17 protein-coding genes are annotated in these 24,215 nt (G+C 73.0%); 11 read left to right on the forward strand and 6 right to left on the reverse strand.

Annotated elements, in window-relative coordinates; all coding sequences use genetic code 11:
* The first annotated feature begins 13 nt into the window (after window positions 1-13).
* From ACFW47_RS28525 to ACFW47_RS28535, 3 genes are all read left to right on the forward strand, one after another.
* On the forward strand, window positions 14-1,441 hold the full coding sequence (locus ACFW47_RS28525; protein ID WP_386307507.1) for an NAD(P)/FAD-dependent oxidoreductase: 1,428 nt from the start codon (window positions 14-16) through the stop codon (window positions 1,439-1,441).
* Between the two features lie 125 nt (window positions 1,442-1,566).
* Entirely contained in the window at window positions 1,567-2,022 is a 456-nt protein-coding gene (locus tag ACFW47_RS28530) for a hypothetical protein (protein WP_386284959.1), read from the forward strand.
* A gap of 87 nt (window positions 2,023-2,109) precedes the next feature.
* Window positions 2,110-3,921 carry a chitinase gene (locus ACFW47_RS28535; protein WP_386307508.1) on the forward strand — a complete coding sequence of 604 codons (1,812 nt, stop codon included), beginning with the start codon at window positions 2,110-2,112 and terminating at the stop codon, window positions 3,919-3,921.
* On the opposite strand, the gene ACFW47_RS28540 is transcribed toward ACFW47_RS28535, so the two are convergent.
* Together ACFW47_RS28540 and gabT are read right to left on the reverse strand one after the other, a co-directional pair.
* Window positions 3,860-4,543, reverse strand: a complete 684-nt coding sequence (locus ACFW47_RS28540; RefSeq protein WP_386284963.1) for a phosphatase PAP2 family protein — start codon at window positions 4,541-4,543, stop codon at window positions 3,860-3,862. The two genes, ACFW47_RS28535 and ACFW47_RS28540, sit on opposite strands and share 62 nt — an antisense overlap.
* Window positions 4,544-5,004: 461 nt before the next feature.
* Window positions 5,005-6,339: a 4-aminobutyrate--2-oxoglutarate transaminase gene (gene gabT / locus ACFW47_RS28545; protein WP_386307509.1), complete on the reverse strand. Its 1,335-nt coding sequence runs from the start codon at window positions 6,337-6,339 to the stop codon at window positions 5,005-5,007.
* Window positions 6,340-6,605: 266 nt separating this feature from the next.
* On the opposite strand from gabT, the gene ACFW47_RS28550 reads away from it, so the two are divergent.
* From ACFW47_RS28550 to ACFW47_RS28560, 3 genes are all read left to right on the forward strand, one after another.
* The gene (locus tag ACFW47_RS28550) at window positions 6,606-8,738 is read left to right on the forward strand and encodes an ATP-binding protein (protein ID WP_386284969.1); all 2,133 of its coding nucleotides are present in this window, start codon (window positions 6,606-6,608) and stop codon (window positions 8,736-8,738) included.
* A gap of 141 nt (window positions 8,739-8,879) precedes the next feature.
* Entirely contained in the window at window positions 8,880-10,565 is a 1,686-nt protein-coding gene (locus ACFW47_RS28555; RefSeq protein WP_386284971.1) for a PucR family transcriptional regulator, read from the forward strand.
* 275 nt (window positions 10,566-10,840) lie between these two features.
* A complete protein-coding gene (locus ACFW47_RS28560; protein ID WP_386284973.1) occupies window positions 10,841-12,286 on the forward strand; it encodes an aldehyde dehydrogenase family protein in 1,446 nt (481 codons plus the stop codon).
* 82 nt (window positions 12,287-12,368) lie between these two features.
* On the opposite strand, the gene ACFW47_RS28565 is transcribed toward ACFW47_RS28560, so the two are convergent.
* Genes ACFW47_RS28565 through ACFW47_RS28575 form a run of 3 tightly spaced genes read right to left on the reverse strand, consistent with a single transcriptional unit; the run spans window position 12,369 to window position 15,184 of the window.
* Window positions 12,369-12,782, reverse strand: a complete 414-nt coding sequence (locus tag ACFW47_RS28565; RefSeq protein ID WP_386284976.1) for a cytidine deaminase — start codon at window positions 12,780-12,782, stop codon at window positions 12,369-12,371.
* A 54-nt stretch (window positions 12,783-12,836) separates the two neighbouring features.
* Window positions 12,837-14,045 carry a glycosyltransferase family 4 protein gene (locus tag ACFW47_RS28570; RefSeq protein WP_386307511.1) on the reverse strand — a complete coding sequence of 403 codons (1,209 nt, stop codon included), beginning with the start codon at window positions 14,043-14,045 and terminating at the stop codon, window positions 12,837-12,839.
* Window positions 14,042-15,184 (reverse strand): glycosyltransferase 87 family protein, encoded by a 1,143-nt coding sequence (locus ACFW47_RS28575; RefSeq protein WP_386307512.1) that lies wholly within the window; start codon window positions 15,182-15,184, stop codon window positions 14,042-14,044. Before ACFW47_RS28575 ends, ACFW47_RS28570 begins: the two co-directional genes overlap by 4 nt.
* Window positions 15,185-15,326: 142 nt before the next feature.
* On the opposite strand from ACFW47_RS28575, the gene ACFW47_RS28580 reads away from it, so the two are divergent.
* Both ACFW47_RS28580 and ACFW47_RS28585 read left to right on the forward strand, forming a co-directional pair.
* Window positions 15,327-16,547, forward strand: a complete 1,221-nt coding sequence (locus ACFW47_RS28580) for a sensor histidine kinase (RefSeq protein ID WP_386307513.1) — start codon at window positions 15,327-15,329, stop codon at window positions 16,545-16,547.
* Complete coding sequence (locus ACFW47_RS28585; protein WP_386307514.1) at window positions 16,544-17,254, forward strand: response regulator; 711 nt, start codon at window positions 16,544-16,546, stop codon at window positions 17,252-17,254. The genes ACFW47_RS28580 and ACFW47_RS28585 overlap by 4 nt, the downstream gene beginning before the upstream one ends.
* A gap of 45 nt (window positions 17,255-17,299) precedes the next feature.
* On the opposite strand, the gene ACFW47_RS28590 is transcribed toward ACFW47_RS28585, so the two are convergent.
* Complete coding sequence (locus ACFW47_RS28590; RefSeq protein ID WP_386284990.1) at window positions 17,300-20,170, reverse strand: glycoside hydrolase family 3 C-terminal domain-containing protein; 2,871 nt, start codon at window positions 20,168-20,170, stop codon at window positions 17,300-17,302.
* Window positions 20,171-20,478: 308 nt separating this feature from the next.
* Here ACFW47_RS28590 and ACFW47_RS28595 point away from each other — a divergent pair, with 308 nt between their 5' ends.
* From ACFW47_RS28595 to ACFW47_RS28605, 3 genes are read left to right on the forward strand one after another with little or no spacing between them, the layout of a single operon-like run.
* Complete coding sequence (locus tag ACFW47_RS28595; protein WP_386307515.1) at window positions 20,479-22,167, forward strand: extracellular solute-binding protein; 1,689 nt, start codon at window positions 20,479-20,481, stop codon at window positions 22,165-22,167.
* Window positions 22,168-22,193: 26 nt separating this feature from the next.
* Window positions 22,194-23,231, forward strand: a complete 1,038-nt coding sequence (locus ACFW47_RS28600) for an ABC transporter permease (RefSeq protein ID WP_386284994.1) — start codon at window positions 22,194-22,196, stop codon at window positions 23,229-23,231.
* Window positions 23,228-24,199, forward strand: a complete 972-nt coding sequence (locus ACFW47_RS28605; RefSeq protein WP_386284996.1) for a carbohydrate ABC transporter permease — start codon at window positions 23,228-23,230, stop codon at window positions 24,197-24,199. The genes ACFW47_RS28600 and ACFW47_RS28605 overlap by 4 nt, the downstream gene beginning before the upstream one ends.
* Window positions 24,200-24,215: the final 16 nt, after the last annotated feature.

Genomic DNA, 24,215 nt, shown 5'->3' on the forward strand with positions numbered 1-24,215 from the left:
GGGAGTTGAAATCATGGCCCCGAGCGCCATGAGCCGCAGCAACGACTGGACGAAATCCCTCTCCGACGCCCAGCCGGTCCCGTACTGGCTGGACGACCCCGGCCGCCCCCGCCCCCGGCCCGCGCTCACCGGCCCCGAGACCTGCGACCTGCTGGTCGTCGGCGGCGGGTACAGCGGACTGTGGACCGCGCTGATCGCCAAGGAGCGCGACCCGGGGCGGGACGTGGTGCTGCTGGAGGGCCGCGAGGTGGGCTGGGCCGCCTCCGGCCGCAACGGCGGCTTCTGCGCCGCCTCCCTCACCCACGGCCTCTCCAACGGCCTCACCCGCTGGCCCGACGAGATCCACAGGCTGGAGGAGCTGGGCGCCCGCAACCTCGACGCCATCGAGGAGGCGGTCGCCCGGTACTCCCTGGACTGCGAGTTCGAGCGGACCGGCGAGATCGACGTGGCGACCGAGGAGTACCAGGCCCGGGAGCTGAAGGACTGGTACGCGGAGATCGACGCCAAGGGCCTGGCCGACGGCGTCGAATACCTGGACGCCGAGGCCGTACGGGAACAGATCGACTCCCCGACCTTCCGGGCCGGCCTGTACGACCGCCGGGGCGTGGCCATGGTCAACCCCGCCAAGCTCGCCTGGGGCCTCAAACGGGCCTGCCTCGTCCTCGGCGTCCGCGTCTACGAGAACACCCCGGCGCTGACCCTGCGGCAGTACGGCGCCGGCATGGCCGTACGCACCCCGTACGGCGGCGTCCGCGCCCGCACGGTCGCGCTCGGCACCAACATCTTCCCGAACCTGGTCAAGCGGGTGCGCTCGTACACCGTCCCGGTCTACGACTACGCCCTGATGACCGAGCCGCTCACCGAGACGCAGCTCGCCTCGATCGGCTGGAAGAACCGGCAGGGCCTCGGCGACAGCGCCAACCAGTTCCACTACTTCCGGCTGTCCTCCGACAACCGGATCCTGTGGGGCGGCTACGACGCGATCTACCCGTACGGCGGCCGGGTGCGCGCCGAGTACGACGACCGCCCGGAGACGTACGCCAAGCTCGCCGGGCACTTCTTCACCTGCTTCCCGCAGCTGGAGGGCGTCCGCTTCACCCACGCCTGGGGCGGCGCGATCGACACCTGCTCCCGCTTCTCGGCGTTCTTCGGCACCGCCCACCAGGGGAAGGTGGCGTACGCGGCCGGGTACACCGGCCTCGGTGTGGGCGCGACCCGGTTCGGCGCCGAGGTGATGCTCGACCTGCTGTCGGGGGAGCGCACCGAGCGAACCGAACTGGAGATGGTCCGCAGGAAGCCGCTGCCGTTCCCGCCCGAGCCCTTCGCCTGGACCGGCATCGCGCTCACCAAGTGGTCGCTCGCCCGCGCGGACGCCCACGACGGGCGGCGCAACCTGTGGCTGCGGACGATGGACAGGCTGGGGCTCGGCTTCGACAGCTGAGCCCGGGGCGCGGGGTATGACCCGGTTCACCTCAACGAGGCGCCGCAACCCGCGTAATGCACGCCGGAGACCTCCCTCTCCCTCGTGACGCACCCCGCGTCCACGAGTGAAAGGGAGGTCTTCACATGCCTGGTGCGAAGACGGCGGTCGCGTGGCTGGCATCCGTCGCACCGGATCCCGAGTCCTGCCGGCGGGAGTGGGAGCGCAACCCCCTCGGGGTCGCGCTGCTGCCCGCCGGCAAGGCCTGGGACGTGCTCATCGTGCCGAGCCGGCTCGGCTATCCGACCCTCGACGTGCTCTCCCGCGTCCTGGACCAACCGGGCCCGGTGCTCGTCGACTTCGGCGACGCGCGCACGGGCTTCTTCGTGCCGGCCGGCACGGCGGCCCGCTGGCTGGGCACCGGAGTCCGGACGGCCGGGCTCGGCACCTGGATCGTGGTGCCGTACCCCGGAGGTCTGTCGTCGGGCGGCATCCGCTGGCTGATCCCGCCCGACGGGACGGGCACCCTCACCGATCCGTCGCTCCTCGAACTGGCCATGCACGAGGCGGCGGCTCTCGCGGTGGAGGACGGCGGCGGGTGAGGTGCGCGAGGGGTTGACAACGGAATTGGTCTGGACCAAGTTGGGCGCGCTCCACCCTCCCCATCTCCCCCATGTCCGGAGGCACTTGTGGAACGCTCCAGACCGTTCGCCCGTCGCCCCCTCGTCACCCTGCTCACGGCCGCCGCGCTCGCCGCGTCCGGCATGACCGCGCTCTCGTCGGCCGCCCGTGCGGCCGACGCGGACCTCGCCAGGAACGGCGGCTTCGAGTCCGGCCTCGACGGCTGGACCTGCACGGCGGGCACGACCGTGACCTCGCCCGTCCGCAGCGGCACCGCGGCCCTCAAGGCCACCCCGGCCGGCGCGGACAACGCCCGCTGCGCGCAGACGGTGACCGTGAAACCGGACTCCCAGTACACGCTGACCGGCCACGTGCGCGGCACCTACGTCTACCTCGGCGCGAGCGGCACCGGCACCACCGACGTCTCCACCTGGGCACAGTCCGCCCCCGACTGGCAGCGGCTCACGACCACCTTCCGCACCGGCCCGTCCACCACCCGGGTCACGGTCTACACCCACGGCTGGTACGGCACCGGCGCCTACCACGCCGACGACGTCTCGATGACCGGCCCGGGAGGCGAGACCGGTCAGCCCCCGGCGCCCCCCACCGGTCTGACGACCGGCTCCGCCACCTCCTCCAGCGTCGCCCTGTCCTGGTCGCCCGTCCCGGGCGCGACGAGCTACGCCGTCTACCGCGACGGCACCAAGGTCCGCACCCTCACCGGCACCTCCACCACCGTCACCGGCCTGGCCCCCTCGACGGCGTACGCGTTCCAGGTCACGGCGCTCAACGACGCGGGGGAGTCCGCCCGCTCGGCGACGGTCACCGCGACCACCGCCGAGCAGCCGGACGGCGGCGGCTCCGACCTGCCGGCCCATGCCCTGGTCGGCTACCTCCACGCCAGCTTCGCCAACGGCTCCGGATACACCCGCCTCGCCGACGTCCCCGACAGCTGGGACGTCATCGACCTGGCCTTCGGCGAGCCCACCTCGGTCACCTCCGGCGACATCCGCTTCGAGCGATGCCCGGTCACTCAGTGCCCGAACGTGGAGACCGACGCCGAGTTCAAGGCGGCGATCGAGGCCAAACAGGCGGCCGGCAAGAAGGTGCTGATCTCCATCGGCGGCCAGAACGGGCAGGTGCAGCTCACCACCGCCGCCGCCCGCGACAAGTTCGTCTCGTCCGTCTCCGCGATCATCGACGAGTACGGCCTCGACGGCCTCGACATCGACTTCGAGGGCCACTCGCTGTCGCTGAACGCCGACGACACCGACTTCAAGAACCCGACCACCCCGGTCATCGTCAACCTCATCTCGGCGCTGAAGACCCTGAAGGCGAAGTACGGCGACGACTTCGTGCTGACGATGGCCCCCGAGACCTTCTTCGTCCAGCTCGGCTACCAGTACTACGGCACCGGCAAGTGGGGCGGCCAGGACCCGAGGGCGGGCGCGTACCTGCCCGTGATCCACGCCCTGCGCGACGACCTGACCCTGCTGCACGTCCAGGACTACAACTCGGGCCCGATCATGGGCCTCGACAACCAGTACCACTCCATGGGCGGCGCCGACTTCCACATCGCCATGACGGACATGCTCCTCACCGGCTTCCCCGTCGCGGGCGACGCGGCCAACGTCTTCCCGCCCCTGCGCCCGGACCAGGTCGCCATCGGCATGCCCGCCTCCACCAACGCCGGGAACGGGTACGTCTCCCCGGCCGAGGTGGACAAGGCCCTGAACTGCCTGACCAAGAAGGCCGACTGCGGCTCGTACCAGACCCACGGCACCTGGCCCGCCCTGCGCGGCCTGATGACCTGGTCGATCAATTGGGACCGTTACTCGGACTGGGAGTTCCAGAGGAACTTCGACGCGTACTTCGGGTGACCGGCGGCGCGGTGCGGCCGGCCGACGCGACCCCGGCCAGCAGCACCGCGCCCAGACACCAGCTCGCCATCACGTCCAGCGGCCAGTGGTAGCCGCGGCGCACCAGCCCGTAGGAGGCGCCGAGAACGAGGACCGCGCACAGCGCCACCAGCACCCGGCGGGCGGCCGGCGAGCGCAGCAGCGGCAGGAGCAGCAGCGTCGCCGCGCCGTACGCGACGACCGCGGTCGCGGTGTGGCCGGAGGGGTAGTAGCCGACGGCCGGGGGCACCGCCGGGGTGCCGGGGCGGTCGGTCCACGCCTTGAGCGGGGCGACCAGCACCGGCACCAGTGCCATCGCCGCGGCCCCCGCCAGCGGAGGCAGCCACCAGCGGTGCACACCATCGGCCCGCCCGCGCCAAGCGACGTACACCAGTACGAGGGCGAGGACGGGCACGGCCACCGGCACGTTGCCGAGGTCGGACAGCAGCTCGGAGAACCGGTCGGGGTGGACGAGCGCCCTGCTCAGCCGCTCGTCCACGCCGATCAGCGGTCCGTCGGCGAGGACCTGCCAGGTGATCAGCGCGAAGAGGAGGACGGGCAGCGCGAGGAGGGCGGGCAGTGCGCGAAGTGGGGAGACCGGCATGGCGCCCAGCTTCGCAGGCCCGCCGGACGCACCGAAGGGCCGGCGCAAGGGGGGGAGTGTGCCGGCCCTTCGGTGAACCACCGTCCCGGGTGCCGAGGCGGCCGTCCTGATCGGAACGCCGCGCGCCCCGGGGGGTTTGGGGCGGGCGACCGTCCGATCGGTGAGGAGACCCGGAACCCACGGGTTCCGGTTGTGTGCGCGAGGCACGACCAGGTCGAAGCTGGGGAGGCCTCGGCCTGAGATCCGCCCACAGTCCCCTGTGGGCGGGTGTATCTCTCATCTGCGTAGAACCTACGGCAGGGGATGGGCCGAGGACAGGGCCATCGGCGTCCTGTCATCCACCCCCCACACGTTCTTCACACGCTCTGCGGTTCGCCGCGCCAGGCGTGCGAACCGCAGCTCAGATGCGCGTTCGGGTCCTCGCGCACGTGCTCGCCCGGCGTCCGTCCGCGGGCGCCCGCTCAGACGCGGGCGAAGGCCTGCTCGATGATGTCGAGGCCCTCGTTGAGCAGGTCCTCGCCGATCACCAGCGGGGGCAGGAAGCGCAGCACGTTGCCGTAGGTGCCACAGGTCAGGACCAGCAGGCCCTCGGCGTGGCAGGCCTTGGCGAGCGCGGCGGTCGCCTCCGGATTCGGCTCCTTGGTGGCGCGGTCCTTGACCAGCTCGATGGCGATCATCGCGCCGCGGCCCCGGACGTCGCCGATGACGTCGAACTTCTCGGCCATGGCGGACAGGCGTGCCTTCATGACCGCCTCGATGTCCTTCGCCCTGGCGTTGAGGTCCAGCTCCTTCATCGTCTCGATGGCGCCGAGCGCACCCGCGCAGGCCACCGGGTTGCCGCCGTAGGTGCCGCCGAGGCCACCCGCGTGCGCGGCGTCCATGATCTCGGCGCGGCCGGTGACGGCGGCGAGCGGCAGACCGCCCGCGATGCCCTTCGCCGTGGTGATCAGGTCCGGGACGATGCCCTCGTCCTCGCAGGCGAACCACTGGCCGGTGCGGCAGAAGCCGGACTGGATCTCGTCGGCGACGAAGACGATGCCGTTGTCGGCGGCGAACTGGCGGACCGCGGGCAGGAAGCCCTTGGCCGGCTCGATGAAGCCGCCCTCGCCGAGCACCGGCTCGATGATGATCGCGGCCACGTTCTCGGCGCCGACCTGCTTGCTGATCTGCTCGATCGCCTGGGCCGCGGCCTCCGGGCCGGCGTTCTCGGCGCCGGTCGGCCAGCGGTAGCCGTAGGCGACCGGGACGCGGTACACCTCGGGCGCGAAGGGGCCGAAGCCGTGCTTGTACGGCATGTTCTTCGCGGTCAGCGCCATGGTGAGGTTGGTGCGGCCGTGGTAGCCGTGGTCGAAGACGACCACGGCCTGCCGCTTGGTGTACGCACGCGCGATCTTGACGGCGTTCTCCACCGCCTCGGCGCCGCTGTTGAACAGCGCCGACTTCTTGGCGTGGTCGCCCGGGGTCAGCTCGGCCAGCGCCTCGGCGACGGCGACGTAGCCCTCGTACGGCGTCACCATGAAACAGGTGTGGGTGAAGTCCGCGAGCTGCGCGGACGCCTTGCGCACGACGGCCTCGGCGGAGGCGCCGACGGAGGTCACGGCGATGCCGGAGCCGAAGTCGATCAGGCGGTTTCCGTCGACGTCCTCGATGACGCCGCCGCCGGCGCGGGTGACGAACACCGGGAGCGTGGAGCCCACACCCTGCGCGACCACGGCCGTGCGGCGGGCCTGCAGCTCCTGCGACTTCGGGCCGGGGATGGCGGTGACGACGCGGCGCTCCTGCTCAAGTGCGGTCATGGGGGCTCCTGGGTCTTGCGCGATCTGCGGGATCTTACGGACGCTTGCCTTCTTTTCTCGCAGGCTAGGACCGGGACGGGGGAGCGGGCATGCTCCATGTGGGCGTTGTCCGCGGTGCCCGTTGTCCGTGATGGACATGTGGTGGATGCGGCGGTCTGTGGACACGACCACGCGGGCCCGGCCGCGTAAGCGGTGAACTCCCCCTGGGAGGGCGTTAGATTGGCTCGCTGATGGTGGACGGAGCGGCTGGTCAGGGGGCAAGGGCGATGGACAGCGACGGGATGCGGGACGCACGGGGTACGCATGCGAATCCTGTGCCGCGCCCGGCGGGGCCACCCGAGGTGCCGTCGGCGCCCTCCGTGCCACCGCGTCCCCCGGCGCCCCCGGGAGCGCCGCCCCTGCCGGACGGTTCCGCGTTCGTGGCGTGGCTGCGGACCGCCCGTCCCGAGGCGCTGCCCGGCGTGTGGCGGTTCGGGCACCGGGCCCGGCCGGACGAGGAACCGGAACAGATGCCCACCCGGCAGCTGCTGAGCGGGGCCCTGATCGCGTTCCTGGTCGGGTGGCTCATCTGGTCGCTGCTGGCCAACGGCTACCTGGGCGGCTGGTGGATCCTCCCCCTGGAACTGCTCACGCCGGACTCGTGGCGCACCAGCGACAGCCAGATCGTCAACCTCGTCGTCTGGGACGGCTACACCCTGCTCGTCGTACTCGCGATCATGATGGGGGTCGGCCGGCTGGGCCGCTGGGACGAGGTGTGGCGCCGCCTCGTCCGGCCCCGGCTGCGCCGCCCCGAGCAGCGGGCGCCGCAGTCGGCACCCGACGAGGACCCCGCCGAGTGGCCGGCCCTGCGCGCCGCCGGTGCCCACGACGCCGCCGAGCGGCTCGCCAGGGAAGCGCGCCAGGGCCTCATGCGGGACGTCGACCACGCCCGGATCACCCGCGCCTGGCAGGGCGTACGCAGCGGGCGGCACAGCCTCGCCACCTTCACGAACGCGGTGCTCACCCACGGCTCCGGTGCCTGCCCGCACCCCTCCGGCGCCCGTGACCTGCCCGTCCGCCGGGCCCGGCACGACCTGGTCACCGGACAGGTCCGCATCGGCACCGCCGCCGACGACCCCCGCAACCCCTACGCCTACCGAGGCGCCGGCCTGGCCCTCGGCCCCGACCTGCTCGGCACCTCCCTGCTCGCCGTCGGCCCGGCGGGCTCCGGCAAGACCGGCAGCCTCGTGCGGCCGCTCACCGAGTCGCTGTGCCTGCACGCGCTCGCCGGACGCGCCGCGGTCGTCGTGGTCGGTGCCGCGGGCGCGGACCACGGCCCCGCCGACGGCTACGACGTGGTCGTACGGATCGGCAAACCCGACTCCGTGTACGACCTCGACCTGTACGGCGGCACCACCGACCCGGACGAGGCCGCCGTCGTCCTCGCCGAAGCCCTGGTCGGTGACCTCGCCGACCCGCACGCAGGCGGCGACACCCGCCGCTCCGCCACCGTCCTCGCCCAGCTCCTCGGCCCCTTCCACGCCGTGCACGGACGCTTCCCCGGCGTCCCGGAGCTGCGGCAGCTGCTCGACGGCACCCCCGGGCCACTGGCCGAACTGCGCGAGAAGCTGCGGGCGGCCGGACAGGACTCCCTGCTGCGCGAGCTGGACGCCCGCGAGCGGCAGATCGGCCAGCCGGGGGACGTGGGCGGCGTGCTGGCCGACCGGGTGGCGCTGCTCGACCGGCCCGCCTTCGCCCCGTTCTTCGACACCTCGGGGCAGTCCCGCCCCTTCTCGCTCAAGGCCCTCGACCACCCCGTCCGGGTCCGCGTCGACCTGCCCGAGCGCGGGCACGCCGACGCCTCCCGGATCCTGGCCCGGCTGATCCTCGCCCAGTTCACGGCGAGCGTCACGGTGCGGGAGGACCGGTCGCTCTTCGCCTGCCTGGTGCTCGACGACGCGAGCGGCGTGGTGACGCCGGAGGCCGTACGGGGCGTGCAGCGGCTGCGTTCGGCGGGCGCCGGGGTCGTGCTGACGCTGCGCACCCTGGACGACGTACCGCGCCCCCTGCGCGGGCCGCTGCTCGGGGCGATCGGCTGCCGGATGGCGCTGTCCGGGCTCACCCCCTGGGACGGGCAGGACTTCGCCGAGGTGTGGGGCAAGGAGTGGACCGAGGCCCGGGACGTCACCGACCGGCAGATCATCGCCGAGACCCCGGCGGGCAAGGCCGTCCACATGCTCCGCCGGGTGATCACCGGGAAGGCGCCCACCGCGCGCGCGGTGACCGTGCGCCAGGTCGAGCGGGAACGCTGGTCGGCGTCCGAACTCGCGCACGCCGTGCCCGCCGGACACGCCGTGCTGTCACTGACCACCGTCAAGGGCGAGCACACACCGCCGCTCCTCGTGGACCTGCGCGGGTGATCCGTCCGGGGCGGGCACCCGGGACCGTACAGTGAGGCAGAATCGACACAGGTCGTTCATACGCGACGGCCAAAAGATCACAGACGCCTCACCGCTCGCCCACCCCGCCCCACCGACGCAGACCCGAAGGCCCAGGCACCCATGCCCCCCACGCTCGCCTCGCTCGTCCACCACTCCGCGCTCAAGCTGACCGTGCGCGCGGGCGAGGACCGCCTCGACGTGCCGGTGCGCTGGGCCCACGTCAGCGAGCTCGCCGACCCCGTGCCCTACATGGAGGGCGGGGAACTGCTGCTGATCACCGCGCTCAAGCTGGACGCCGGGGATCCCGAGGTGATGCACCGGTACGTGAAGCGGCTGGCCGGCGCCGGAGTGGTGGGGCTCGGGTTCGCCGTCGGCGTCAACTACGACGAGATCCCCGAGGCACTGGTCGAAGCGGCCCGGAAGGAAGGGCTGCCGCTGCTGGAGGTGCCCCGCCGCACTCCCTTTCTCGCCATCAGCAAGGCCGTGTCCGCCGCCATCGCCGCCGACCAGTACCGGGCCGTCACGGCGGGCTTCGCGGCCCAGCGCGAACTGACCAAGAAGGCGCTCACCGACGGCCCCGAAGGGCTGCTGGCCGCGCTCGCCGCCCAGGTCGACGGCTGGGCGGCGCTCTACGACGCCTCGGGCGCCGTCGTCGCCGCGGCCCCGGAGTGGGCCGGCCGCAGGGCCGCCCGCCTCACGGCGGACGTCCAGCGGCTGCGGGAGCGTCCGGCGCCCGCCTCCTCCGTCGTCGGCGGCGGCGAGCACCCGGACCACCCCGAGAACGCCGACCGCGTCGAACTCCACTCCCTCGGCACCTCCCGCAGGCCCCGCTCCGCCCTCGCCGTCGGCACCGCCGCCGCCCCCGGCACCGCCGAGCGGTACGCCGTCCACTCGGCCATCGCCCTGCTGACCCTGACCACCGAACGCTCGCGCTCCCTGCACGAGGCCGCGCAGCGCATCGACGCGGCGGTCCTGCGCATGCTGCTGGCCGGCGAGCCCGACCACGCGCGCACCGTCGCCGGTGACCTGTACGGCGGTCTGCTGGACGCCCCCTTCCGGATCATCGTCGCCGAGCCGGCCTCGGCGTCCGCCGCACGGGCGCACGCCGGTCCACAGGCACGGGTGCCCGCCGCCACCGCCCAGCCGTCCGCCGCGGCCCTGGCCGCCGCCGACACCGACGGCGATCCGCTCGGCGCGCTCGCCGAGGTCGTGGAGTCGGCGGCGGCCCGCTCCGGCGAGGCGGTCCTCGTCGTCCCCGAGGGCGAGCGGCTGGTGGTGCTGGCCACGGACCAGGGCGCGGCCGTCGCCGCCTGCGCCGAGTACGCGACGGCGCTGGAGACCGCCCGCCCGGCACCCGAACCGATGCCGAACGGCGACGCCGACGGCCTGGTCGTCGGTCTCTCGGCGCCCTCCGGGCCCATCGCCGCCTCCACCGCCTACAAACAGGCCGAACAGGCCCTCTCGGTGGCCCGCCGCCGGGGACGCGTCTGCGTGGAACACGAGCACCTGGCGGCCGGCTCGGTCCTCCCCCTCCTCGCCGACGACGCCGTACGCGCCTTCGCCGACGGACTCCTGCGGGCCCTGCGCGACCACGACGCGACCGGCCGCGGCGACCTGGTGGCCTCCCTGCGCGCCTGGCTCTCCCGCCACGGCCAGTGGGACGCGGCCGCCGCCGACCTCGGCGTCCACCGCCACACCCTGCGCTACCGCATGCGACGGGTCGAGGAGATCCTCGGCCGCTCCCTGGACGACCCGGACGTGCGGATGGAGCTGTGGCTCGCCCTGAAGGCGACGTCGACCGATTAAGCCCGTCCGGCGTTCGAGGACGAGGCCGTTCGGGCCGAAGCGGGGGTCTGGGGGCGCAGCCCCCAGGGACGGGACGGGAAGGGGCGGCGGGGGCGAGACTCCCACCGGCCACGACCCGCGCGCCCCGCCTCCCCCTCACCTGGCCACTCCGTCGAACAGGCCACGCTCACCACTACACCCCGGACAAACGCCCCCCACCGTCCCCCGCCCTACCGTGGACCCGCAGGACACGCACCCCGTACACACCCCCAACGCGGAAGGGCCGGGACTCCACAATGACTTCCACCCACGCCTTCTGGCTCGCCGGCCGCCAGGCCACCGGCGACGCCGCCTTCGACGTCACGTCCCCCTGGGACGGCAGCCACGTCGGCACGGTGAGCCTCCCGACCGACGCCCAGGTCGAAGAGGCCGTGGCCGCCGCGTACGCCGTACGGGACGAGTTCGCCGCCACCCCCGCCCACACCCGCGCCGCCGCCCTGGACCACGTCAGCCGCCGGCTGGCCGAGCGCACCGAGGAGATCGCCCGCCTGATCTCCGCCGAGAACGGCAAGCCGATCAAGTGGGCCCGCGGCGAGGTCGGCCGCGCGGTGTCCGTCTTCCGCTTCGCGGCCGAGGAGGCCCGCCGCTTCAACGGCGGCGAGGCCCAGCGCCTGGACACCGACGCCGGCGGCCAGGGCCGGCTCGCCCTCACCCGCCGCTTCCCCAAGGGCGTCGTCCTCGGCATCGCGCCCTTCAACTTCCCGCTCAACCTGTGCGCCCACAAGATCGCCCCCGCGATCGCGGCCGGCGCGCCGATCATCCTCAAGCCGGCCCCCGCCACCCCGCTCTCCGGCCTGATCCTCGGCGAGCTGCTCGCCGAGACCGAGCTGCCCGCCGGCTCGTGGAGCATCCTCCCGGTCCCGAACGACCGCATGCCCGCCCTCGTCCAGGACGAGCGCCTGCCGGTCATCTCCTTCACCGGCTCCGAGACCGTCGGTTACGCGATCATGGACTCGGTCCCGCGCAAGCACTGCACCCTGGAGCTGGGCGGCAACGGCGCGGCCGTCGTGCTCGGCGACTGGGCCGGCGACGCGGACCTGGACCGGGCCGCGCAGCGCATCGCGACCTTCTCCAACTACCAGGGCGGCCAGTCCTGCATCTCCGTGCAGCGCGTGATCGCCGACGCCGCCGTCTACGACCGCCTGCTGCCGCGCATCGTCGCCGCCGTCGAGGCCCAGGTCACCGGCGACCCGAACGACGACGCCACCGACGTCGGCCCGCTGGTCAGCGAGGCCGCCGCCCAGCGCGTGGAGTCCTGGGTCGACGAGGCCGTCGCCGCGGGCGCCACCCTCCACACCGGCGGCAAGCGCGACGGCGCCTCCTACGCGCCGACCGTCCTCACCGACCTCCCGGCCGGCACCACCCTCGCCTGCGAGGAGGTCTTCGGCCCGGTCCTCAGCGTGCAGAAGGTGAACGGCGAGGCCGAGGCGTTCGCGGCCGTCAACGACTCCAAGTACGGCCTCCAGGCGGGTGTGTTCACCCACGACCTGGAGACCGCCTTCCGCGCCCACCGCGCCCTCGAGGTCGGCGGCGTCGTCATCGGCGACGTCCCCTCCTACCGCGCCGACCAGATGCCGTACGGCGGTGCCAAGCAGTCCGGCGTGGGCCGCGAGGGCGTCAAGTACGCGATGGACGACTACACCTACGAGCGGGTGCTGGTCCTGACGGGCCTCGCCCTCTGACCCACCCCGAGAAGGCCGACGGCCCGAACCCACTGTGCGGGGGTTCGGGCCGCCGGCGCGTTCCGGTGAGGAACGGCGGGGTTCAGCCGGCGTCGAGCTGGTGGTCGGCCCAGACGTAGGTCTCGGGGAGCAGCTCGGCGACGGGAACGGCCCGGGCCCGGTCGCCGCCGCCGACGATCACCTTCAGGGCGGGGAAGTAGTCGAGGAGGACCTGTCGGCACCGGCCGCACGGCGGGACGACGCCCCGGTCGCGGTCGCCCACGGCGACGACCGTGTCCAGCTCGTAGGCGCCCTGGGCCGCCGCCGCACCGATGACGACCAGCTCGGCGCAGGGGCCGCCGGTGAAGTGGTAGGCGTTCACCGCCGTGACGATCCGGCCGTCCCGGGCGCGGGCCGCGGCCGCCACGGTGTGGTTGTCGCCCCGGCAACGGGTACGGGCCACGTGGGCCGCGGCTTCGACGAGTTCCCGGTCGACGGGGTGGTGCTGCGTGGTCATCGTCCTGCCTTCGTCAGGTGCGGCGCGGAGCCGTCAGTCGTCAGTCGTCAGTCGTCAGTCGTCAGCCGCCGGCCGGTGTGCGGGCGTGGGCGGAGGGCCAACTGTGCCGGAACGCGCCGGCTCCCCCGACAGCAGGTCCCGCAGCACCGCCCAGGAACGGTCCCAACTCCATTCCGAGCGCACCCAGTCGCGCCCCCTCGCGCCCATCGCACGGGCGAGTCCGGGGTCGCGCAGCAGCCGGATCAGCCGGTCCGCCGTCGCCGCCGGTGAGCGGCCGTCCACGACGTGCCCCGTCTCGCCCTCCCGCACGGTGTCCGGGGCACCGCCCGAGTGGCCCGCCACGACCGGGAGTCCGGAGGCGGCGGCCTCCAGGTAGACGATGCCCAGGCCTTCCACCTCCAGGCCGCCGCCCCGGGTCCGGCAGGGCATGGCGAAGACGTCGGCGGCGGCGTAGAACGGCGGGAGCGCGTGGTGGGGGTGGCCGCCGGCGAAGACGACCGAGTCCAGGACTCCCTCGTCCAGCGCGAGCCGGCGCAGCACGGGGGCGTACGGGCCGTCGCCGACCAGGAGGAGCACCGCGTCGGGGACCGCCCTGCGCACCCAGGGCAACGCCCTGATCAGAGTGTCCTGGCCCTTGCGCGGGACCAGCCGGGCCGCGCAGAGGATCACCGGGCGGTGGCCCAGGCCGAACCTGGTCCGGACCGGGGTGCCGGGCACTGAGGGGTGGAAGACCCGGGTGTCGACACCGGGGACCAGACGGGCGGTCCGGGTCCCCGGCGCCAGCGCCGCCTCGATCGGGCCCCGGGTGCTCGCGCCCAGCCAGGTCACCGTGTCCACCTCCGTGCCGACGCGGCGCAGCAGGGCCCGGGCCCCGGGTGTGCGGGCCCACCACACCTCGTGGCCGTGGGTGGTGGCGACGGCGGTGCGGATGCCCGCCGTGCGCCGGAGCCGTCCCGCCATCAGTCCGAGGGGCGCCGCCGCGCCGAACCACACCCGGTCGCAGCCGTACCGCCGGGCCACGGACACCGCGTGGGCGGTGGCGCGGGGCGTGGGGAGGAGGGTGCGGGCCCGGTGGCGGATCACGGGGTACGGGAAGGGGCCGCCGGGGTCCGGTCCCGCGGTGGCCGCCGCAGGCGTCGAGGTCAGGACGACCACCTCGCCGGGCGGGAAGCGGTCGGCCATTTCGCGGACGAAGGTCTCGATGCCGCCTTGCCGGGGCGGGAAGTCGTTGGTGACGATCAAGGTGCGGGCGCGGGCGGTCACGCGACCGCCGCCTTCGCCGCGGAACGGGTGACGGGTGTGCCGTGCCGTCGTCTCCGGCAGGCCAGAGCGCCCAGCACCAGCGGGTAGACCAGGTAGCCGAACCGGGTCGCGGGCATCAGGGCCGTCGCCAGTCCCAGACCGAGCGCGAGCCGGCCCGCCGCCTCCCGCACGGTCCCCGGGGGCCTCACCACCAGCGAGAGAGTGATCAGCAGCGCGCCGGCCACCAGGAGCGTGAGGGCGATCAGTGTGCCGCCGGGGACGTGCGCCGCGAGCAGGTGGCCGGGCAGCGGACTCGCGGCGGGGGACACGACGGAGGTGAGGCCGAGCGGGAAGGCGACCACGTTCCGCACGAAGCCGGCCGGGTCGGTGAGGGCGAAGGGCAGCACCGCGGCCGTCGCGGTGGCCAGCCCCGCGGCCGCACACCGCAGCGCGGGCCGGCCGCCCCCACGTGCGGCGACCAGGGCGAGCGCCACCGGAAGCGCGGGCCAGGCCGTCCACTTGAGGGCTGCGGCGGCGCCGAGCGCCAGACCGGCCCGTCCCGGACGTCCCCGACCGGCGAGTGCGAGGCCCAGGCACATCAGCCCCGCCACCGGCAGGTCTACCCCGCCCACCGCGAGGGGCAGCGCCACCGGCGGACAGGCGAGCAGCCAGGCACGGTGCAGGCCGGTGGTGGCGAGCGCGGCGACGAACGCGCCGCCCAGCCACCAGCGGGGGTCGCCGGGCAGCAGCCCGAAGAGTGCCATCCCCGGCAGGTACGGGTTGAAGTCGCCGACGGCCACCGGATCGGTGACGTACGGGCTCCCGGTCGTGAGCAGCAGGTGCCCCGAGCGCTCGACGACCCTGACCTCCGCCTGCCCGAGCCCCGCCGCCAGCAGAGCCACGAGCGGCACCACCACGGCCCCCGCCACCGCCACCGCGCGCGCCGCCGCACGGCGCCGTCCGGAACCGGACGCCAGGCACGCCGCCAACGCGTACCCCGCACCCGCGCCCAGCCCCCACACGCGGTGCGGCCCCACGTCGGACGCGAGCGCGAACACCGGCGCGACGACCGCGCACCCCGCCCACGCGTACCGTTCGGCGTGCGGCCCGGGAGGGCGTCCGGCGTACCGCGCGACATGTTCCCCAAGGGTCTTCCTCATGTCCGCCGACGCTAGGAAGCCCCAGGTCGGAGAACGTCAACCGAGGCTCCGCACCTGTGAGTCAACCCGTGGTACGACGTCCGCCCGCCACCTCCACCCGCGCGGTGACGCGCGTCCCCGCCCCGGCACGGATCATGGAGACATGAGTACGTCGCTTCGACAGCGGTACCGCGCCCGCGTCTCCGCGCCCGCCTACCCCTGGGTCACCGGCGGTCTGCTGAGCGTCGCGGCCGTCGTGGAGCTGATCGCCTTCCCGGGGTCCGTGACGACCACGGTGGGAGTGCTGGTGTCCTCCGCCTCGCTGATGTGGCGCCGGTCCCTCCCGCCCGTCGCGGTGCTCACGGTGGCCGCGGGGCTCATCGGGTTCGCCGGGGACGTCAACCTGTACCTCTCGATCATGGCGAGCGGGTTGATCGGCTGCTACACGCTGGGCCGCCACCGGGTGCTGCACCCCGCCGTGACCGTCGCGGGCGGCGCGCTCGGTGCCCTGTGCGTGAACCTGGTGCACATCAACACCTGGTCGCGGATGGAGCTGCCGGTGCCCGCGCTGTGGGAGAAGGGCTCGCCGAGCCTGTTCGCCGAGTCGTTCCTGCTGAGCGTGGTCATCTTCGGCGCGGTGATGATGGGTGACGCGGTCCGTGCCCGGGAGGAGACCCGCACCGAACGGCACCTGGCCCAGGCCCGGCTGATCGCCATGGAGCGGCAGCAGGCCGCCGAGGCGGAGCGGGCCGCGATCGCCCGCGAACTGCACGACATCGTCTCCCACTCGGTGTCGATGATCGCCGTCCAGGCCGAGAGCGCCACGTACACCACCCCGGGGCTCACGCCCGAGGCACGCGACGGCTTCCAGCAGATCGCCGGCACCGCCCGCTCCTCGATGGCCGAACTGCGGCGCCTGCTCGGTGTCCTGCGCACCTCCCGGGGCGACACGGCCCTCACCGCCCCGCAGCCGACCCTGGACCACCTCGCCGAACTGGTCGAGCAGCACCGGGCGGTGGGCGGGACGGCCGAGCTGAGGATCACGGGGGAGCGGGTCGCACTGCCCGCCGCATGGGAGCTGTCCGCCTACCGGATCGCCCAGGAGGCCCTGACCAACGCCCGCAAGCACGCGCCCGGCGCCCGTACGGTGGTGGAGGTGGACTACGGGGCGGACCGGCTGCTCACCCTCCGCGTCCGCGACGACGGCCCGGCCCCGGGCGCCCGCCCGGACACCGCTGCCGGCACCGACGCCGATGCCGCTCCCGGCCACGGTCTGACCGGGATGCGGGAACGGGCGGCGCTGGTCGGAGGCCGGCTCAGCGCGGGCGCGGCCGAGGGCGGCGGCTTCCTGGTGGAGGCGGAACTGCCCTGGGGGACCGCATGACGTACGGGCAGCGGGCGGGGGAGACACGGGTGATCAGGACGCTGGTCGCCGATGACCAGGCGGTCGTCCGCACCGGCTTCGTCAACCTCCTGGGCACCCAGGAGGACATCGAGGTCGTCGGTGAGGCGGAGGACGGGGCGCAGGCGGTGCGGGTCGCCGCCGAGACCCGGCCCGACCTCGCCCTCCTCGACATCCGGATGCCGCACAAGAACGGCATCGAGGCCGCCCGCGAGATCCTGGCCGCCTCCGGCGGTGCGACGAAGGTGCTGATGCTGACCACCTTCGGCCTCGACGAGTACGTGTACGACGCGCTCGCGGCCGGAGCGGGCGGCTTCCTGCTCAAGGACGCCACCTTCCCCGAACTGCTGCACGCCGTCCGGGTGGTGGCGGACGGCAGCGCACTGCTCTCGCCGGAGATCACCAAGCGGCTGATCGCCGAGTTCGTCCACGCGCGGGGCTCCCGGTTCCCCGCCCACCCGCCCGCCGACCTCACGGCCCGGGAGACGGAGGTGCTGGTCCTGATCGCGCGGGGGCTGTCCAACGCGGAGATCGCGGACCGCCTCACCATCACCGACCACACCGTGAAGACCCACATCAACCGGCTGTTCGCCAAGCTGGAACTGCGCGACCGGGCACAGGCGGTGATCGTGGCCTACGAGACGGGGCTGGTCCGGGCGTACGGCGAGTCCGGGGCCCGGCACCGGTAGCCACCGGCACCGGGCCCCTTCACCGCGTCGGCCTGCTCCGGACCCTCAACCGGAGAAGCCGACGTGCGCGAGCCGCAGAGCACCGCGCAGCCTGATGCGGAGGTCGTGCACGCCCTCGGCGGCCAGCGCGGCGCCGGCCTCCACGTAGTCGTACGGGCCCGTCGTCGGCGTGTCCGGGGACAGCACCGCCACCGACGGGCCGCCGTCGAGGGCGATCTCCACACTGCCCTCGCCCGCCACCGTCACGGTCACCCCCGTGATGCCTGAGCCGAAGTCGCAGGCTCGGTAGAGGAGTTCGCCGGAGCCGTCCGCCACCGGCGTCACCGCGTCGCCCGCCACCTTCGTGCGGTCCACGATCTCCGTGCCGCTCTGCTCGTCGAAGTCGGCCGCGTCGATGCCGTGTCCGCGTACCGGGCGGGCAGCGCCCGGGTCCCCGTCGAGCCGCACGGTCGCCGACAGCCGTACGTCCTCGCTGGAGGCGCCCGCCAGCAGCGCGTACGGACCCGGTTCCACCCGCCACCGGCCGTGTGCCACGTCCCAGAACGCGAACGCGGACAGCGGGACCTCGAAGGACACCTCCTCCGTCGCCCCCGGGGCCAGCGTGAGCCGCCGGTGGGCGAGCAGCTCCCGGCGCGGGCGCGGGACCGAGGGCTCCTCGGCGCGGGCGTAGAGCTGCGCCACCTCGTCGGCCGTGACGTCCCCCGTGTTGGTGACGGTGAAGGCGACGCGCACCGAGTCGTCGCCGACCCGGGCGGAGAGGTCCGTGTAGGCGAAGGACGCGTACGACAGGCCGTGCCCGAACGGGAACAGCACAGTCCCCTCGAAGTACAGGTAGGTCTGGCGGCTCCCGACCACGTCGTAGTCGAGCAGATCGGGCAGGTCGGCGTCGTCGGCGTACCAGGTCTGCGGGAGCCGCCCGGCGGGGGAGACATCACCGGCGAGGACCCGGGCCAGCGCGGTGCCGGCCGCCTGGCCGCCGTGCGCGGTCCACAGCACCGCCGGGAGCACGTCGGTGTCGACCGCGTACGGGTAGGCGGAGACCAGCGCCAGCACCGTGCGGTCGTTGGCGGCGCGGGCGGCACGCAGCAGCCGTTCCTGGTGGGCGGGCAGCCGCAGCGTCGTGCGGTCCTCGGTCTCCCGGCCGTTGATGTGCGGGTCGTTGCCCGCCACCACCAGGACCACGTCCGCCTCCGCCGCCACCCGCGCCACCGCGTCCTCGCCGCGCTCGGTGACGACCAGTTCGAAGACCTCGGCGGCCGGACCGTCCGCGTCGCCCGTGTCGTCGGCGGCAACCTTCACGCCGTCGGCGGCGACACAGACGGGACGACCTGTTCCCAAGTGCCGCAGGAGGTGACCGTTGCCATGGGGCTCCAGCCGGAAGGTCTCCTGCACGACCCAGCCGCCGGGCTGGTCGGCGGAGGCACGCACGAAGCCGTCCTCGGCGACGGACAGGTACCGGCCGTCCGGTGCGCGCAGGGTGAGGACACCCTCGCCCCAGTCGGCCAGCGCGAGTTCGGTGCCGTCGGCGTCGGTGGTGAGGGGCGGCAGGTCGGTGCGGCCGGCGAGCAGGGCCGGGTCGAGGGTGCCCTCGGCGCCCGGGGCCCCGGCGGGGGAGTCCGCCGAGTCCTCCGCCGGAAGGACGTGCAGGAACGTGCCGGCACTGGTGCGCAGCCGGACCCGGTCCATGCCCTCCGCGAAGCTCACGCGTTCGGCGCCGAACCGCTCGTACAGGCCCTCCAGCGGAGTGGAGCGGTGGATGAGCGTGCCGCTGTACCAGTCGAGCTTGCACTCGTCGGCGAGCAGGCCGACGACGGCGATCCGGGCGTCGGGGGCCAGCGGCAGCACACCGTCGTTCGCGAGCAGGACGACCGCCTGCTCGGCGGCCTCCAGGGCGAGCGCCCGGTGCTCCGGTGTGTCGAAGTCGTCCGTGCCCGCGTGCGGGTCCCGCGCCGGGTCGAACTCGCCGAGCCGGAACCGGACCGAGAGCTGCCGGCGTACCGCCGCGTCGATGTCGGCCTCGGTCAGCAGGCCCTGCTCCAGGGCGCCCCGGACCCGCGCGAGGATCTTCGAGGAGTCGGTGCCGTGGTCGGTGAAGCTGTCCACGCCGGCCCGCAGCGCGGCGGCGGTCGCCTCCTCGTGGGTGCCGAAGTAGTGCTCGGAGTCGACCAGGTTGGAGGGCGCGCCCGCGTCCGAGCAGACCAGGAGGTCCTCCTCGGTCCAGGTGCGCAGGTACCGGCCGAGGTACGGGGACACGTGGTTCGGCCGGCCGTTGACCAGGTTGTACGCCGGCATCACTCCGGCCACCGCGCCCGCCTGGACGGTCTCGCGGAAGGCGCGCAGGTCGTACTCGTTCAGGACGCGCGGGCGGACGGACGCCGAGGACGTGTCCCGGTCGGTCTCGTTGTTGTGCGCGAGCCAGTGCTTGAGGACCGGTGCGGTGCGCCAGTACACCGGATGGTCGCCGCGCAGGCCGCGGGTGTACGCGGTGGCGATGGCGGAGGTCAGCCTCGGGTCCTCGGAGTAGCCCTCCTCGTTGCGGCCCCACAGGGGGTGGCGCAGCAGGTTGACGGTCGGGGACCAGACGTTGAGGCCGACGCGCTCGTCCCGGGCGCGCATCGCGCGGGCCTCCTTGGACACCGCCTCGCCGACGCGGCGCACCAGGTCCTCGTTCCAGGTCGCGCCCAGGCCGACGGCCTGCGGGAACACGGTCGCCGGGCCCATCCAGGCCACTCCGTGCAGGGCCTCCTGGCCGGTGCGGAAGGCGGCGATGCCGAGGCGTTCGACGGCGGGGGCGAACTGGTGCAGGAAAGCGGTCTTCTCATCGAGCGTCAGCCGCGACAGCAGGTCGTCGACGCGCTTCCCGAACGGCAGGTGCGGATCGCGGAAAGGCGGCGTGGGCGGCGTGGAAGCGGTCACGTGAGGTTCCCCTTGCGATGGAGCGACGAACGCTTTCGAAGCGCTTCGATGCTCAATCGACACAGGGGTGAGTGTCAAGACGTAGGTTGAATCTTGGAAGCGACCCTTGTGCGCCCTCAGGGGTTCACTTAACCTCGCAGCAACATCGAAGCGCTTCGACTACAGGGCGGTGACCCAAGGGCGCACCCGCGGGTGCATCCGGAACCGCGTATTCCTCCGAGACCGCTTCAGCTCAGCCAGTTCCAGTGAAGACACCGCAGCCGACGGCCACCGCCGGGTGTCCTGGTGCGCCATGAAGGGTTGACGCAATGACGCCGAACGCCGCCTCCGGTCCCAGCCGGAGAAGATTCCTCGCCTCCTCCGCGGCCGTCACCGCAGCGGTGGCGGGAGGTGTGCCGCTGCTCTCCGCCTGCGGCGGGGGGTTCGACGGCGGTTCGCGCGACGGCACCACGTCGGGCAAGGACGCGAAGAAGCTGCTGCCGGCGTACGTGGCCAGCAACGTGGTCACCCCCGACATCCCCAGCAAGAACGGCTCCGCGGTCGGCTTCACCGGCAAGCTCGACCTCGCGGGCCTGAAGACCTCGGTGCCGAAGAAGCTCGGCAAGGGCGGCGAGGTCACCGTCATGTCGCCGTTCTGGGGCTCCCCGCCGAAGGACGGCAACGCCTACTACCGGGCGATGAACGACCTCATCGGCGTCGACGTGGTCTGGCAGAACCAGGACGGCAACACCTACGACCAGAAGCTCGGCGCGGTCCTCGCCTCCAGCGAGGTGCCCGACGTGGTGGTCGTGCCCGGCTGGAACATGACCGGCAAGATCCCCAGCGCCATCATCGGCAAGTTCGCCGACCTCGGCCCGTACCTGTCCGGGGACGCCGTCAAGGAGTACCCCAACCTCGCGGCGATCCCCACAGACGCCTGGCGGCGGTCCATCTTCGGCGGCAAGCTGCGCGGCCTGCCGATGCCGGCCTCGTACGTCACCGGCATCGTGCCGCTGTACCGGCGGGACGTCTTCGAGAAGGAGGGCTACGAAGTCCCCCGCTCCTGCGACGACTTCATGGCGTTCGCCAAGGACGCCACCAACGCGAAGGCCAAGCGCTGGGCCTGCCTGGACATGAAGTGGACCGCCTTCAACGCCTTCGGTGTGCTCTCCGGCAACGAGAAGTCGCTGGGCTGGAACGAGGCCGACGGCAAGCTGGTCTACCGCATCGAGACCGAGGAGTACCTCGAGGCCCTGGAGTGGACGCGCAAGCTGTTCGCCGCCGGCGTCGTGCACCCCGATGCCCGGCTCGGCAAGTCCAACGCCGCCGACCCCGGGCCCAAGTTCGCCGCCGGCGAGTTCCTCGTCTACAACCAGGACTCCTCGCAGTGGTGGAGCCGCACCGCCGAACAGGCCACCCAGAACCCCGAGTTCGAGATCTGGGGCATGGACATCTGGGGACACGACGGCGGCGACCCGACGCTGTGGGCGCAGAACCCGGCGGGCATCTTCGCCTTCGTCAACAAGGACGCCCCCGAGTCCGTGATCCGTGACGTGCTGGCCGTCGCCAACGTCACCGCCGCGCCGTACGGGACCACGGAGTACATGGCCACCAACTACGGCGTCGAGGGCACCCACTACACCGTCGAGAACGGCGTGCCCACCAAGACCGAGCAGGGCAACATCGACGTGATGAACGCCTACGTGATGATCGCGAGCCCCGCTCCGACCGTCGCCCACCCCGACTTCCCCGAGGTCGCCAAGGGGCAGGTGGAGTGGCAGCAGCGCATGGGCGCCTTCACGAAGAAGTCCGCCTTCTACGGCATGCAGATCGTCGAGCCCGCCCGCTGGACCAACCTCTCCAACGACTTCGAGCAGCTGGAGGACGACGTCGTCCGCGGCCGCAAGAAGATCAGCGACGTGCAGCAGGCCGTCTCCGACTGGCGGAGCAAGGGCGGCGACAAACTGCGCGACTGGTACAAGAAGCTGCTCGACGAGAACGGCACGGCGGCGGGCTGACCGGTACCGAGGCGAGGAGAACGGCCGTGTCGAACAGCACGGTGCCTCGGACCGGGACCGAGGCCGATACGACGAAGAAGACCCCGGTGGCGTCCGGCGACGCCACCGGCTCCCGGAAGGGCAGGCCGGCCACGGGCAGGCTCAGCCTGCGGCTGAGGTTCCGGCGCGACCGCGTACTGCTGCTGATGACACTGCCGGCCGTTCTGCTGGTGCTGCTCTTCAACTACGTACCGATCCTCGGCAACGTCGTCGCCTTCCAGGAGTACGACCCCTACATCAGCGACAACGGGATCGTCTCCATCCTGCACAGCCCCTGGGTGGGCCTGGAGAACTTCCAGCGGATCTTCGAGGACTCCGCCTTCTGGAACTCGGTGCGGAACACGCTGGTGCTCTTCGTGCTCCAGCTGGTCCTGTACTTCCCCGTCCCCATCCTGCTCGCGCTGCTCATCAACAGCGTGGTCCGGCCCCGCGTCCGGGCGATCTCGCAGGCCATCCTCTACCTGCCGCACTTCTTCTCCTGGGTGCTGGTCATCGCCGTCTTCCAGCAGCTGTTCGGCGGGGCGGGACTCCTCTCCCAGCTGCTGCGCGACCACGGGTACGACGGACTCAGCCTCATGACCGACCCGGACACCTTCAAGTTCCTGGTCACCGCGCAGAGCGTGTGGAAGGACGCCGGCTGGGGGATCATCGTCTTCCTCGCCGCGCTCGCCTCCGTCAGCCCCGACCTCTACGAGGCCGCCGCGATGGACGGCGCGAACCGCTGGCGCCGCATGTGGCACGTCACGCTGCCCGCGCTGCGCCCGGTCATCGCCCTGCTGCTGGTGCTGCGCGTCGGCGACGCCCTGACGGTCGGCTTCGAACAGATCCTGCTGCAACGCGACGCCGTCGGACCAGGGGCGGCCGAGGTCCTGGACACCTTCGTGTGGTGGAACGGCGTGCGCAACCAGGACTTCGGCTACGCCGCCGCCGCGGGGCTGGTGAAGGGCGTGATCAGTCTCGGCCTGGTCCTGATAGCGAACAAGGTGGCCCACCTCATGGGCGAGCAGGGGGTGTACAAGAAGTGACCGCCGTACGAGAAGCGACCGCCGCGCGGGACGCGACCGCCGCGAGCGGCGGGCCCGCGCGCAGGCCGAGCCGGTGGGCGGCCCCGCCCCGGCCCGTGTGGGAGGAGAAGCCGAGCCGGGCCGGACTCGCCGGCAAGGGCCTGGTCCTGCTCCTGGCCTGCCTGGGCATCCTGTTCCCGCTGTGGATCGTCGTCGTCACCAGCCTCTCCTCGCGCAAGGCCATCGACGAGGCCGGCGGACTGGTGATGATCCCCACGGACATCACCTTCGTCGCCTACCAGGAACTGCTCAGCGGCGGCCAGGTCACCCGGGCCGCGCTCGTCAGCGTCGGCATCACCCTCGTCGGCACCCTCTTCTCGATGGCGGTGTCGGTGCTGTGCGCCTACGGGCTGTCCCGCAGCGGCTCGCTGGGCCACCGCTGGATCCTCATGGTGCTGCTGGCCACGATGTTCTTCAGCGCGGGCCTGATCCCCACCTACCTGCTGGTGCAGTCCCTGGGGCTGACCGACAGCTACCTCGCGCTGATCCTGCCCAGCGCGATCAGCGTCTTCAACATCCTGGTGCTGCGCGGCTTCTTCATGGGCATCTCGCAGGAACTGATCGACAGCGCCCGCATCGACGGCGCCGGGGACCTGCGCATCCTGTGGCAGATCGTCCTGCCGCTGTCCCGCGCGGTCGTCGCGGTCATCACCCTGTTCTACGCCGTCGGCTACTGGAGCGCCTGGTTCAACGCCTCCCTGTACCTGAACGACCAGGACATGCTGCCCCTGCAGAACGTCATGATCCAGCTCGTGCAGAAGCAGGAGGCGCCGGTCGGCCTCGGCCAGGCGATCAAGACCGGTGAGCTGTCCGGCCTGGCCGTGCAGATGGCCGTCATGGTCATGGCCCTGCTGCCTGTCGCCGTGCTGTCGCCCTTCGTCCAGCGCCACTTCAAGAAGGGGATGCTGACCGGCGCGGTGAAGGGCTGACGTCCTCACCCACCGC

This window comes from Streptomyces sp. NPDC058796 (assembly GCF_042745235.1).
In the GTDB taxonomy this organism is placed as follows: Bacteria; Actinomycetota; Actinomycetes; order Streptomycetales; family Streptomycetaceae; genus Streptomyces.